Annotated in this window: 10 protein-coding genes and 1 pseudogene; all 11 read right to left on the bottom strand. The window is 67.4% G+C overall.

Going from position 1 to position 12,966, the window contains the following annotated elements; all coding sequences use genetic code 11:
- Nucleotides 1-45: 45 nt before the first annotated feature.
- The 11 genes and pseudogenes from trxA to LOK55_RS06640 all read right to left on the bottom strand — a co-directional run bounded on the left by trxA (nt 46) and on the right by LOK55_RS06640 (nt 12,964).
- Nucleotides 46-498: a thioredoxin gene (gene trxA / locus LOK55_RS06690; RefSeq protein WP_229934754.1), complete on the bottom strand. Its 453-nt coding sequence runs from the start codon at nt 496-498 to the stop codon at nt 46-48.
- Complete coding sequence (clpB, locus tag LOK55_RS06685; protein WP_229934753.1) at nt 495-3,119, bottom strand: ATP-dependent chaperone ClpB; 2,625 nt, start codon at nt 3,117-3,119, stop codon at nt 495-497. Before clpB ends, trxA begins: the two co-directional genes overlap by 4 nt.
- Nucleotides 3,110-3,421 (bottom strand): chaperone modulator CbpM, encoded by a 312-nt coding sequence (locus tag LOK55_RS06680; RefSeq protein WP_229934752.1) that lies wholly within the window; start codon nt 3,419-3,421, stop codon nt 3,110-3,112. Before LOK55_RS06680 ends, clpB begins: the two co-directional genes overlap by 10 nt.
- Nucleotides 3,418-4,305, bottom strand: a complete 888-nt coding sequence (locus LOK55_RS06675; protein WP_229934751.1) for a DnaJ C-terminal domain-containing protein — start codon at nt 4,303-4,305, stop codon at nt 3,418-3,420. The genes LOK55_RS06680 and LOK55_RS06675 overlap by 4 nt, the downstream gene beginning before the upstream one ends.
- A 3-nt stretch (nt 4,306-4,308) precedes the next feature.
- Complete coding sequence (locus tag LOK55_RS06670; protein WP_229934750.1) at nt 4,309-4,851, bottom strand: nucleotide exchange factor GrpE; 543 nt, start codon at nt 4,849-4,851, stop codon at nt 4,309-4,311.
- Nucleotides 4,852-4,870: 19 nt separating this feature from the next.
- Nucleotides 4,871-6,739: a molecular chaperone DnaK gene (dnaK, locus tag LOK55_RS06665; RefSeq protein ID WP_229934749.1), complete on the bottom strand. Its 1,869-nt coding sequence runs from the start codon at nt 6,737-6,739 to the stop codon at nt 4,871-4,873.
- Nucleotides 6,740-7,405: 666 nt separating this feature from the next.
- A complete protein-coding gene (locus LOK55_RS06660; RefSeq protein WP_229934748.1) occupies nt 7,406-7,633 on the bottom strand; it encodes a hypothetical protein in 228 nt (75 codons plus the stop codon).
- 200 nt (nt 7,634-7,833) lie between these two features.
- The gene (locus LOK55_RS06655) at nt 7,834-8,190 is read right to left on the bottom strand and encodes a helix-turn-helix domain-containing protein (RefSeq protein WP_229934747.1); all 357 of its coding nucleotides are present in this window, start codon (nt 8,188-8,190) and stop codon (nt 7,834-7,836) included.
- A gap of 77 nt (nt 8,191-8,267) precedes the next feature.
- Nucleotides 8,268-8,762: a tyrosine-type recombinase/integrase gene (locus LOK55_RS06650; RefSeq protein ID WP_374107627.1), complete on the bottom strand. Its 495-nt coding sequence runs from the start codon at nt 8,760-8,762 to the stop codon at nt 8,268-8,270.
- Between the two features lie 287 nt (nt 8,763-9,049).
- Nucleotides 9,050-9,166 (bottom strand): annotated as a pseudogene (locus LOK55_RS14405) (hypothetical protein); the annotation flags it as partial.
- An 801-nt stretch (nt 9,167-9,967) separates the two neighbouring features.
- The gene (locus LOK55_RS06640) at nt 9,968-12,964 is read right to left on the bottom strand and encodes a bifunctional [glutamine synthetase] adenylyltransferase/[glutamine synthetase]-adenylyl-L-tyrosine phosphorylase (protein ID WP_229934744.1); all 2,997 of its coding nucleotides are present in this window, start codon (nt 12,962-12,964) and stop codon (nt 9,968-9,970) included.
- Nucleotides 12,965-12,966: the final 2 nt, after the last annotated feature.

Here is a 12,966-nt window from a genome sequence, read left to right as displayed (position 1 = left end):
GGGGCCGGACGGGGCGGATGAGGGGAGCGTGCGGGTCGACGTACCTCATGTGGTCGCGGCTGAGGAGGCGGGCTGGTTCTCGAGGGTTTCGTCGACCCACCGCAGCAGCACGTCCGGGGGTGCCGCGCCGGCTTGGCGGGCGAGGACCTTCCCGTCTTTGAGGATGAGGAGGGTCGGTACTGCCTGAACGGAGAACTTCCGCGCCGTTTCCGGTGCAGCGTCCACGTCCACCTTCACGAGCTTGAGCTTTCCTGCCCGCTGCGTGGCGACGTTCTCCAGTGCGGGGCTGACCTGCCGACACGGTCCGCACCAGGACGCCCACAGATCGACGAGCACCACCTGCGGCGCCTGCTCCACGACCCGGGAGAAGTCATCGTCGCCGGCATTCACGATCCACGGGAGCGTGGTCTTGCAGACCCCGCACCGAGGGTACCCGGATGCTGCAGAAGGGACGCGGTTCTTCTTCCCGCAGTTCGGGCACGAGACGATGGCGCTCATGCCGTCTCCTCGGATGCGGAGTTGTCGATGTCGAAGACAAGCTCACCCTCGCGAACATCGAGAGTGACCGTCGCCCCGTCCGTCACCTCGCCGCTGAGGAGCGCCCGCCCCAGCCGTGTTTCGATCTCATGGCTGATGTAGCGCCGCAGCGGCCGGGCGCCGTACACCGGGTCGTAACCCCGGTCGGCGATGAACTGCCGCGCTTCCGGGGTCAGTTCGAGGCGGATATTACGCTCCGCCAGTCGGGCGCGCAGGTCGTTGAACTGCAGCTCCACGATCTCCTGGATCTGCTCGCGCCCCAGCGGCGCGAACACCACGATGTCGTCCACACGGTTGAGGAACTCCGGGCGGAAGTGGCCGCGCAGCTCAGCGAGCACGCTGTTGCGGATATCGTCGGGGATCTCGCCTCCATCGGAACCAAGCAGGTGATGGGCACCGATGTTGGAGGTCATGATGATGATGGTGTTGCGGAAGTCGACGGTACGGCCCTGACTGTCGGTGATCCGTCCGTCGTCGAGGACCTGCAGCAGCGTGTTGAACACGTCCGGGTGGGCCTTCTCGATCTCGTCGAACAAGACGACGCTGTAAGGGCGACGGCGTACGGCCTCGGTGAGCTGGCCGCCCTCGTCGTAACCGATGTACCCGGGAGGCGCCCCGACCAGGCGGCTGACGGTGTGCCGTTCCTGGTACTCGCTCATATCGAGGCGGACCATCGCGGACTCGCTGTCGAACAGGGCCTCCGCGAGCGCCTTTGCAAGCTCGGTCTTCCCCACACCGGTGGGCCCGAGGAAGATGAACGACCCGATGGGGCGGCGCGGGTCGCGGATACCGGAGCGGGCGCGGATGATCGCGTCGGTGACCAACGCGATTGCTTCGTCCTGGCCGACCACCCGTTCCTTCAACTTGGTGTCAAGGGAGAGGATCTTGTCGCGCTCTCCCTCCTGCAACCGGGCGACCGGGATGCCTGTCCACGCTGCGACGATCTCGGCGATCTCATCCTCGGTGACCACTTCGCGCAGCAGCCGCTGCCCGCCCTGCTTGCGGGCCAGCCGTTCCTCCTCCGCCTGGAGGCGGCGCTCGACGTCGGCCAGGGCCCCGTACCGCAACTCGGCGGCACGGTTGAGGTCGTAGGAGCGTTCGGCGGCCTCGGCTTCGCGGCGCAGCCGCTCCAGCTCCGCGCGCAGCTCCTGCACCTTGCGGATCGCCTGCCGCTCCGCCTCCCACTGCGCGCGCTTCGCGTCCGCTTCTGCCCTCAGATCGGCGAGCTCGCGGCGCAGCTCCTCCAACCGTTTCTTGCTGGCAGCGTCGGTCTCCTTGGACAGTGCCGCTTCCTCGATCTCCAGGCGTGTGACGCGACGGGTGAGCTCGTCCAGCTCAGCGGGCATCGAGTCGATCTCGGTGCGCAGCCGCGCGCAGGCTTCATCGACGAGGTCGATCGCCTTGTCCGGCAGGAACCGGTCCGGGATGTAACGGTAGGACAGCGTGACCGCGGCTACCAGGGCACTGTCTTGGATGCGGACGCCGTGGAAGACCTCCAGACGTTCCCGCAGTCCGCGGAGAATGGAGATCGCGTCCTCCACGTCCGGTTCTTCGACCATCACCGTCTGGAACCGTCGCTCCAGTGCGGCGTCCTTCTCGATGTGCTTGCGGTACTCGTCGAGAGTGGTCGCCCCGATCAGGTGCAGTTCACCGCGGGCAAGCATCGGCTTGAGCATGTTGCCGGCGTCCATCGCTCCTTCCGTGGCGCCCGCACCGACGAGGGTGTGCAATTCGTCGATGAACAGCAGGATGCGCCCCTCGGCTGCAGTGACCTCAGCGAGCACGGCCTTCATCCGCTCTTCGAACTCGCCCCGGTACTTTGCCCCCGCTACCAGCGAGGACAGGTCCAGGGAGAAGATCGTTTTGTCCCGCAGCCCCTCGGGGACATCCTCGTTGAGGATGCGCTGGGCCAGCCCCTCCACAATGGCGGTCTTTCCGACACCGGGCTCCCCGATGAGGACGGGGTTGTTCTTCGTCTTGCGAGAGAGGATCTGGATGACCCTGCGGATCTCCGAGTCCCGGCCGATGACCGGGTCCAGACGCCCCGCGCGGGCGTCAGCGACCAGGTCTCGGCCGTACTTCTCGAGCGCTTCGTAAGTCTGCTCGGGGGTGGCAGAGTTCACATTCTGGTTGCCTCGGATCTTGCTGAGGGAAGCCAGGAAGTTCTCCCGGGTGATGCCGTGCTCACGGAGGATCCGCGATGCGGCCCGGGAAGACGAGTCATCGGCGAGGGCGAGCAGCAGGTGCTCGACGGAGATATACGAGTCCTTCAGCCGCTTCGCTTCCCGCTCGGCGCGTTCAAGAGTGGCCGCGAGGCTGCGGCTGAGGTAGACCTGCGTGGGTTGCGGGGAGGCTCCGGACACCCTCGGCTTCCGGGCTATCTCCGCCTCCACCGCCGCGCGCACCGAGTCCGGGTCAGCGCCGGTCGCCTGCAGCAGCCGGGGTGCCAGCCCCTCCTCCTGCTGCAGCAACGCCAGCAGGAGGTGCTCTTCGTCCGTCTCAATCTGCCCGGCTAGGACAGCGATGTTCTGCGCGGAGGCGAGAGCTTCCTGCGACTTCTGGGTGAGCGAGTTCATGTCCACGAGGTGTCTCCTTCAAGTCGAATAGGGCGTTGCTGCTCGAGCTGCTCGATGCGAGCGAGTAGATCCAGGACAAGCGCGATGCCGGCGTAATTGACGGCGAGATCCGAGTGCAGCCGCACGATTGTGTGCACCCGGTCGGGCACGGTCCGCGCAAACCAGAGACTTCCGGTGCGATCGGTGTGCGCGGTAACAAGGCCGAGGTCGACGAACTTGCGCAGCGTGTCGGGGTGGATGCCGGCGGCGACAGCAGCGGCCTGCAGGTCGACCCGGGCAATCCGAACGGGCAGGTGACGTGAGGTCATGATCCTCTCCTCGCATCGAACGACGACACATCGCGGAGCTTCTCGAACAGCTCCTTCTCCTTTTTGGTGAGGGTGCGGGGGACGACGACCTTGACCCGGGCGTACAAGTCGCCCGGCTGTCCACGTCGCGGCATACCCTGACCGCGAAGCCTCAGCCGCCTGCCGGTGGAAGAGCCGGGCGGGACGTGCACGGTGACCGAACCGCCAGGGGTCGGCATGTTCACATCCGCGCCCAGCGCCGCCTCCCACGGGGCGATGGGAAGGTCGGTTTCGATGTTCGCGCCATCCAGTCGGTACCTCTTGCTGTCTTTCACGCGCAGCGTGACCAGCAGATCGCCGTCCTGCCCGTCCGCACCGGCCCCACCTGCGCCGGGAATCCTCAGCCGCTGACCGTCGACGGCGCCAGCGGGGATGTCGATGACGTATTCCCGCGTCCCGCCGAACGGCGATCCGATTTGCACGGTGCGCTTCCCGCCCCGGTAGGCCTCTTCGACAGTGAGTTCCAGCTCGGCGGAGTGGTCCACTCCTCGGCCGAAGCCGCCGAAGCCCCCGCCGAACAGATCCTCCCAGTTCACATTCTGGGCACCCGTCCCACCGCGGGTGTACCGGGTGCCGCCGCCGCGACGCGGGCCAGAAGCGGAATGCGCGGCATCGGCGGCGGCGTACTGGCGGAAGTTCTCCCCGAACCGGTCGTACTGGGCGCGGGTCTCCGGGTCGGAGAGCACATCGTGGGCTTCGCTGATGCGCTTGAAGGTCTCCTCCGCGCCCGGCGTCTTGTTGACGTCCGGATGGAATTTGCGGGCCTTCTCCCGGTATGCGCGGCGGATCTCTTTCTGGTCTGCCGTCCGAGAGACCCCCAGGGCGCCGTACAGGTCGTCCGCCATGGGCTAGCCCCCGTCCGGAAGGCGAGTGACGACCACCGCAGCGGGGCGAAGCATGCGTTCAGCTGTGCCGAACCCCGGCCGAGTGACGGCGATAACGGTGCGCGCGGGCATTTGGGAATCTTCGACCACTGACACTGCTTCGTGCAGCTGCGGGTCGAAGACCGCGCCTTCCACAGCGATCTCCGGGTACCCGAGAGCGCGCAGCGCACCGGCAGCCTCAGCCCGGACCGCTTCGATCCCGCCGCGCACACCTTCACCCAGGTTCTCGGCAAAGCTCAACGCCCTGTCCAAACCGTCGATGACCGGCAAGAAAGATTTCGCTGTCCGCCGCCGCTCCTGCTCCTGGGCCGTTTCGATCTCCCGCGCCGTCCGCTTGCGGAGGTTGTCCAGGTCCGCGGCCGTCCGCCGCCACCGGTCCTCAGCAGTACGCAGCTGCTCCGCGAATTCCGCCGTCGCGGTGCCCGCGTCAGAGAGCGCCTCCGCGGTTCCGGTGTCGACCTGGTCCAACGGCGTGGTGTGGTGTTCGTGATCGTGTTCGTCGGGCATCGAGGTGTACTCCTTCCCGTTACTTGTCGAACTCGGCGTCAACGACGTCGTCTTCGTCTTCGTCTACGGATGCGGAGTCCTCGTTCTGGCTGGTCGCGCGGGCCGCTGCGAGAGACTGGGCCATCTGCAACAGCTCACCGGTGAGATCCTTCGCCTCCTGCTCGCTGACGTTATTTGCCACCGCTTCACGCGCCTGAGTGATGAGCATCTCTGCTCGCGCCCGCTCATGCCCGGGCGCCGACTCACCGAGCTCGCGCAACACCCGCTCCACCTGGTAGGCGGCGGAATCCAGCTCGTTGCGGGCATCGACGGCCCGCCGCAGCGCCTGGTCTTCGTTGCGATTCTGCTCGGCTTCTTTGATCATTCGGTCGATCTCACCCTGGTCGAGGTTCGAGGTGCCGCTGATCGTGATCCCCTGCTCGGTGCCGGTGTCCTTGTCTTTAGCGGTCACATTCAGGATGCCGTTCGCGTCGATGTCGAAGGTGACCTCCACCTGCGCTTCGCCGCGAGGCGCCGGACGGATACCGGTGAGCTGGAACCGGCCGAGCACCCGGTTGTCCGCCGCGTTCTCACGCTCACCCTGCAAGACGACGATGTCCACCGAAGGTTGATTGTCTTCGGCTGTTGAGAAGACCTCGCTGCGTCGCGCGGGGATGGTGGTGTTGCGCTCGATGATCTTCGTCATCACTCCACCGCGAGTCTCCACCCCCAGCGACAGTGGGGTCACGTCCAGCAGCAGCACGTCATCGACGTCGCCCTTGAGCACACCGGCTTGAATGGCGGCGCCGACTGCGACCACCTCGTCGGGATTGACGGTCATATTGGGCTCTTTGCCCCCGGTCAGCCTCTTCACCAGCGACTGCACGGCGGGAATGCGGGTGGAGCCCCCGACGAGAATCACCTCGTCGATATCATTCTCACTCACCTTCGCGTCAGCCATCGCCTGACGCACCGGGCCCAGGCAGCGCTCCACCAGGTCGGCCGTGAGGTCGTCGAACTTGGACCGCGTGACCGTCAATGTCAGGTGCTTCGGCCCGTTGGCGTCAGCCGTGATAAACGGCAGGCTCACCTGCGTCTGGCTGACCGAGCTGAGCTCGACCTTGGCCTTCTCGGCCGCTTCGAACAGTCGCTGCAGCGCCTGCGGGTCGTTGCGCAAGTCGATGCCGTTCTCGCTCTTGAACTGCTCGGCGAAGTAGTCCACAAGGCGGCGGTCGAAGTCGTCACCGCCCAGGTGAGTGTCACCAGCGGTGGAACGGACCTCCACCACCCCGTCGCCTACGTCGAGGATGCTGACATCGAACGTGCCACCGCCCAGGTCGAACACGAGGACCGTCTCGTGCCCTTTTTTGTCCATCCCGTACGCGAGAGCGGCCGCGGTGGGCTCGTTGATGATGCGGAGCACGTTCAGGCCCGCGATGCGGCCGGCGTCCTTCGTGGCGGTCCGCTGTGCGTCGTTGAAGTATGCCGGAACGGTAATGACGGCTTCAGTTACTTTCTCACCCAGGAATTTGCTGGCGTCGTCGACGAGCTTGCGCAGCACCATAGCGCTGATTTCCTCCGGCGCGTAGAGCTTTCCCCGGATGTTGAAGCGGGCCTCGCCGTTTGGTCCTTCGACCACGTCGAATGTGACGGCGTGGGCCTCGTCCTTGACCTCGTCGAAAGAACGACCGATGAACCGCTTCGCAGAGGTGATGGTGCCCTTCGGGTTCAGAATGCTCTGCCGGCGGGCCAGCTGCCCGACCAGCCGCTCGCCGTCCTCTGTGAACGCGACGACGGACGGGGTGGTGCGGGCGCCTTCAGCGTTGGGAATCACTTTCCCCTCGCCAGCCTCCCAGACGGCGATGACGGAGTTGGTGGTTCCGAGGTCGATTCCTACTGCCTTTGCCATGTCGGTTTCCTTTCTGTTGCGGTGAGCGCCCGGATTCCGGAGACGCCGAACCTGGCGCCCGGACGGCGCTGAGCGAGTGAACTGCGGGACTCTAGTGGGTGTTCGAGGGGATCCTGCGCACAGCTAGTGTTGCCAGCGACATCCCGATGAGCAACACGGTGTTGTGGTAGCGGGCAGTGATCCGCATGTTTAGCGTCGAGAATGTACTGGTCGTGATCGCGAGATGGATCCACCGGCACCGGCTGCTCGGTGTTGCGTCCGACTGCATTTGCGATCACCTTAGCTACCTCCTCGTACACGGAGAGTCGATATGGCTCGACTTCAGCATTCTCCGCGTGCCCGTGTCAGAAAGCTGGGGCTGTTGTCACCATCCTGGACCGCCGTTTTCAGATGCGCAAGGCATCTGCCCGACGAACTTTCTCGCCATGCTGGTCCGCGTACTTCGAGCCAGGTAGGAAATCTTATGGTGGCTCTTCACCGTCTTGAGACCCGGCGTCGCTGTGACACCAGGCGCTGTGACACCAGGCGCTGTGACACCATAGGTCGCCGAGATGGTGGTCTCTGGATCAGCGGGCGAAGCCGCGCGACCGGCGTGCGCGAGGAACGCCGTGACAGCACGATGACAATGGCTTGAGCCCCGCTGATCGGGGACCCGGTTGATGTCTGTCACCCGTTCCGCTGGACTTCGCCCGGCTCGTCGTCGCTCTCCAGGCCCGCGCCCAGGGCTCCGCCGACCGTTGCCAGGGCGCTGGCCAGCACCGCCAGCTTGAAGTAGTCGCCGACTTGAACCGCGTCTCCGAGGTTCTCCTCCAGCAAATGTGCAGGCACCAGCAGTGGGGTGATCAGGAGTGCGAGGAGCAGGAGCGCTGCGTACAGGAAGGTCACACCCAGCACGACCGTTCCCGAGCAAGACGTCGAATCGCTCCCGGACACTCGACGGCGGCAACGCCCTCGGGCGCATGTGCACCTGGGCCCCCCGCTCGGCAGCCCGGCTCCAGAAGGCGCGGAAGCCGCTCGGCACCCCGCCGACGACAAGCAGAGTCCGAGTGACGGGCTTAGCGATGATGTTCGCGTCCAGGAGAACGCGCGTCAGCTCACTGATCGTCGAAGAGGTCGTCACGGAGTTCATCGCGCGTCAGCACCACGAGGTCGCCCATCGTCTTACGCCAGTACCGCTCGAACTCCTCGTAGGGGATGCGATTGCGATTGCCGACCTTGACCGCGCGAATCTCCCCCGCCTTGATCTTCCGCGAGATGGTGGGACGAGACACGCCCGTCGCGTCGGCGACCTGCTCGGGGGTCATCATGCGGCGCTTCGCCGTCAGCGTCACCGTCTCCCCATCGGCTGCCGCCTGCTGCACATATGCGGCGACCTGCTCCAGCCAAGCCGGGCGCGCCCCGGCGCCGGAGCGCACATCCTCCGGGTTGATCGTCAAGCTCGTCATGGTCATGACCCCATCCTATCTCCACCTGCACACTCTGGACAATATAAGTGTTCATGCGGCATCCCCTTCTTGAGCCTTTCAGTTCATGCGTCGATGCCCGCGAACGCCTCGTCGAGCGCGTCGGCCGCGAGCTCGACGATGAGGTCGGGACGCTTCGCATAGTGCCCTTCCGTGATGTCGGTACTGCTGTGCCCGAGCAGGTCGCGTGCGACCTCGACACCAGCCGTGTCCGATACCGCGGCAGCGACCGCCTTGCGGGGACTGCGGAAGGTGAGATGCTCGGCGTCGACCCCGATAGCCAGCAGTTCCGGCTCGAGCTCGCGGCGGAACATCCTGAGCAACTCGCCGACCGCGCTCGGGTCGCGCGGACGGCCGTGCTCGGACGTGAACAGCACGTCGTGTGGATTGCGTTCGGGGTCGGGAACGTGGCTCGCCACGAGTTCGCTCAGAACCTTCGCCGCGAACTTCGGCACGCGAACCCAACGCTTCTGCCGCTCCGCCTTGGGTGAGTCCTGGCGGAACAGGCCGCGGGACTTGGTGCGAACCATCGTCCCGCCGACCCAGACGAGCGCCTCCATCGTGAGGCTTCCATCCGGTTGTTCCACCGCCTCGAACCGCACGTCCTGGAACCGGATCGCAATCGGTTCCGCGGTCCTCTCGGAGGTGCCGAGCGTGATGAGGATGTAGCCGGCGAGCAGCTTATCGTTGGGCCGTCGGCCCACGGCTCGTCCGCTCGCCTGGCGGCACGGATCGGGTTCGCCACGACGACCGCTCCGTACCGCGTGTTCTGGATCGACCCGGCAGCCGAGAAGCGCCCCTGAGGGATCGCCCAGTCGAACATGAGCGACATCACGTTCCGAACCTTGTTCCCGGTCGTCACCGACTTCTCCCGTGCGATGTCCATAAGCAGCCCATCAGCACGGTCGGCGGTGATGTTGGCGATGGGGATGGCCCCGGCGCGCGGGATGACATGCGCGCGCACCACCGAGGCGTATCCATCGACGGTCTGCTCGCGGCGCTGACGCAGCACCCGCGGATCGTCGTCGTGGTACGCCGTCTTCAGCCACGTCGTCGCCAGCTCAGCGACGGTCGTGAGCTGTGCCGTTCGGCTCGACGGTGTAGGTCACCTTGCCGAGTTCGCCGAGCGCGCGCTTCGGCCGCGCCATCAGTCGCCCGCCCTATCCGTCGGGGCCACGATCCGCCGCGCGATGAACGCCTCGACATCCTCATCGCGGTAGCGGACGTTGTGCGACGAGAGTGCGACGAGCGGCAACCCGAGACCTCGGCTGCGCGCACGCTCTGTCCGCCAGTCAGCGAGGTCCTGATCGGGATGCCCGTGTACTCCGCAAGCTCGTGCGGAGTCCAGAGGCGGGGGCGGTCGTCGCTCATACCAATGAGGTAGGCGGCACCACCCGCAGACCTCCAGCGACCCCCGTAGGACGGCCAAGAATCGAGTAAACGGACGGGTTCTCGGACAGCCGCAGCAGCGACCCCACCCATACACCATTGCACTTCCCTGTGTTTGCAGGGAAGTGTGAGCCTGCGGAACCCCCTCCGGTTCTCAGATCCTCAAGCCGAGCTGTACTTCGGCGTCTGATCTCCCAACGCACCGCGTTGCGGTGGGGGTTTGGCACGTGGGCACGGTCAAGGCTGGATGCCTCGCGCCCCAACTGCAAGGCATCCTGCGCGACACGCCGCCTGCGCGGCCCGATCGTCGGCGTGTCGCCGCCGCGGCCTTGCAGTTGCGGCGGCCGGGCGCGCGCACACAACCGCGGCTGGGGCCTCACCCGTAGAAGAGCTTCTCGAAGTCGCGGCGCGCACGGCGCGCGGTGCGCAGCCACTCCTCCTCGACGAGCGTCGCGGACCGGGCCGGGTACTCCAGGAGCCGCCCGATGCCGTCGAGCTTGGCCCGGTCGGTCGGGAGCACATCGCTCGTCTGCCCGGACAGGAGGGTGTTCGCCGAGCGCAGCCGGCTCGCGAGACGCCACGATGCGGCCAGGCGCGCGGCCGCGGCATCCGGAACCAGCCCCGCCGCGCGGGCCGCCTCCAACGCATCCAGCGTCGAGCTCGTCCGCAGGCCCGGCAGGGCGTGGGCGTGCTCGTGCTGGATGAGCTGCACGAGCCACTCGACGTCGCTCAGCCCGCCGGGGCCGAGCTTCACGTGGCGCGCACGGTCGACGCCCTGCGGCAGCCGCTCGTTCTCCACGCGGGCCTTGATCCGCTTGATCTCGCGAAGATCCTGCACCTGCACCTGCGCCGGATACCGCACCTCGTCGGCGATCGCCATGAACCGCCGGATGAGGTTCACGCTGCCGGCCACTCCGCGCGCCCGCAGCAGGGCCTGCGCCTCCCACGACAGCGACCAGCGGCGGTAGTACTCGGCGTACGAGTCGAGCGAGCGCACGAGCGGGCCGTTCCGGCCCTCCGGGCGGAGATCGGCGTCGAGGTCGAACGGCACGCGCTGATCCTCCGAGTAGGTGCGCAGGCCTGCCACGAGCTGACGCGACAGCTCGTGCGCACGCTCGGGGTCGAGCCCGTTCGCGTCGTAGACGTAGAGCACGTCGGCGTCGGAGCCGAACCCGAGCTCGCCGCCACCGAACCGGCCCATCGCGATCACCGAGAAGTCGAGGGCCGCGTCTTCCGGCGGCACCACCTCGCGCCGCACGGCGCGAAGAGTCGCCTGGATCGTCACCTCGCTGACCGTGGTGAGCCCCTCGGCGAGCTCCTCGATCGTGAGGGTGCCGAGGATCGCGCCGAACGCCAGGCGCAATAGCTCGCGCCGGCGGAGGTTCCGCACCGCGCGCATCGCGTCGCCGATGGTCTCGTGACGGGCCTGGATCGCCCGCGCCTCGTCCTGCAGGGCGACACCGCTCCGCGGCCGCAGCTGGTCGTCCGAGTCGAGCCACGCGACCGACTCGGGGATCCACTCCATCAGCTCGCCGATGTATCGCGATCCGGAGAGCACGTGCGTGAGCCGCTCGGCCGCGCCCGACGAGTCGCGCAGCATGCGCAGGAACCAGGGGGTCTCCCCCAGCCGCTCGCTGATGCGCCGGTACGCGAGAAGTCCGTAGTCAGGATCGACCCCGTCGGCGAACCAGCGGATCATGATCGGCATGAGGTGACGCTGAATGGATGCCTTGCGGCTGATGCCGCCCGTGAGCGCGCCGATGTGGCGGAGCGCGCCGGCGGGGTCGCGGAACCCGATCGCCGCGAGTCGGTCGTGCGCCTGCGCCGTCGACAGCTGCTGCTCCTCGGCGGGGAGTGCGGCGACGGCGGAGAGGAGCGGCCGGTAGAACAGCCGCACGTGGATCTCGCGCACCTCGCGGTTGATCCCCTCCCAGAGAGCCCAGACACCCGGGCCGTCCGAGGCCAGCCGCGAGGCGCGAGCGAGCACGCGGAGCCCCTCGGGCGTCTGCGGCATGAGGTGCGTACGACGCAGCTCCCGCAGCTGCATCCGGTGCTCGAGCACCCGCAGCATGCGATAGTCGCGGGCGAACGCCGCGGCATCCGCCCGCCCGATGTACCCCTCCGCGACGAGCGCCTCGAGCGCGTCGAGCGTGCCGCGCTGCCGGATGCGATCGTCGGCGAGTCCGTGTACGAGCTGCAGCAGCTGCACCGTGAACTCGATGTCGCGGATGCCTCCGGGGCCGAGCTTCAATTGGTACGCGACCTCGTCGGGGGGGATGAACTCGGTGACACGCTCGCGCATGCGCTGCACGCTGTCGACGAAGTTCTCGCGCGCGGCGCTCGTCCACACCTTCGGCTGAAGCGCCTCGACGTATTCCGCTCCGAGAATGCGATCGCCGGCGAGGGGGCGCGCCTTGAGTAGCGCCTGGAACTCCCAGCTCTTCGCCCAGCGGTCGTAGTAGGCCAGGTGCGAGTCGAGGCTGCGAACGAGAGCTCCCTGCTTGCCCTCTGGGCGGAGATTGGCGTCGACCTCCCACAACGGCGGTTCGATCTCCATGCCAGAGATGCCGCGCATCGTCTGGACCGCGAGGCGCGTCGCGATCTCGATCACCCGGCTCTCCCCGATCTCGGAGGTGAGCTCCTCGGTGCCGCCGCCGACGAAGATCACATCGACGTCGCTGACGTAGTTGAGCTCACGAGCACCGGTCTTGCCCATTCCGATGATCGCGAGCCGTGTCGCCGCAACCTGATCTCGCGGAAACAGACCCGTGCCGGCGGCACCCGCGACACGCGTGCGGGCGACGCAGAGGGATGCCTCGAGCGCCGCCCCCGCCGCATCCGCGAGTGCCGCCGCGACTGCCGGCAGCACCGCGACGGGGTCGTCGGCGGACAGGTCGAACGCCGCGATCCGGGCGAGCAGACGCCGATAGCGCACGCGTAGGGCGACCCACGCCGACTCGTCGCCGTGTGCGGCGAAGCCGGAGGCATCCGCGTCGACTGCCGCGCGCAGCTCGGCGACGAGGTCGTCACCGCTCGGGAGCGCCCCACCCGGTTCGGGCAGCTCGGCCAGTTCCTCGGGATGCCGCTGATAGAACTCGGCGAAGCCGCTCGACGCGCCGAGAAGCAGCCAGAGCGTCGGGCCGACCCGGCGGAGCGCCGAGCCGACCGCCGCCGGATCACGGCGCGCGATCCGGGCGAGGGCCGACAGTGCGGCATCGGGATCGGCGGCCGACGCCGCGCCGACGAGGATCTCCTCGCGCGGCATCCCGACCGCGTCGGAGAGCTCGGTCAGGAGGCGATCGGCGTCGCCGAGCTCGCTGAACCCGTCGCGCGCGAGGGTCGTGCGGCCCGATGCTCGCTCTGTGCCGGCCATCG

The sequence above is a fragment of the Microbacterium sp. F2E genome (assembly GCF_020905435.1).
Taxonomy (GTDB): domain Bacteria; phylum Actinomycetota; class Actinomycetes; order Actinomycetales; family Microbacteriaceae; genus Microbacterium; species Microbacterium lacticum.
The sequence above is the reverse complement of the archived record's forward strand: the minus strand, read 5'-3'. Positions and strand labels throughout refer to the sequence as shown.

What these genes read in the sequence shown, in the direction of transcription:
- LOK55_RS06655 (WP_229934747.1), bottom strand. Translation starts at nt 8,190, where the DNA reads ATGACCATGACGAGCTTGACGATCAACCCGGAGGATGTGCGCTCCGGC.
- dnaK (WP_229934749.1), bottom strand. Translation starts at nt 6,739, where the DNA reads ATGGCAAAGGCAGTAGGAATCGACCTCGGAACCACCAACTCCGTCATC.
- trxA (WP_229934754.1), bottom strand. Translation starts at nt 498, where the DNA reads ATGAGCGCCATCGTCTCGTGCCCGAACTGCGGGAAGAAGAACCGCGTC.
- LOK55_RS06650 (WP_374107627.1), bottom strand. Translation starts at nt 8,762, where the DNA reads ATGGAGGCGCTCGTCTGGGTCGGCGGGACGATGGTTCGCACCAAGTCC.
- LOK55_RS06670 (WP_229934750.1), bottom strand. Translation starts at nt 4,851, where the DNA reads ATGCCCGACGAACACGATCACGAACACCACACCACGCCGTTGGACCAG.
- LOK55_RS06640 (WP_229934744.1), bottom strand. Translation starts at nt 12,964, where the DNA reads ATGGCCGGCACAGAGCGAGCATCGGGCCGCACGACCCTCGCGCGCGAC.
- LOK55_RS06680 (WP_229934752.1), bottom strand. Translation starts at nt 3,421, where the DNA reads ATGACCTCACGTCACCTGCCCGTTCGGATTGCCCGGGTCGACCTGCAG.
- LOK55_RS06675 (WP_229934751.1), bottom strand. Translation starts at nt 4,305, where the DNA reads ATGGCGGACGACCTGTACGGCGCCCTGGGGGTCTCTCGGACGGCAGAC.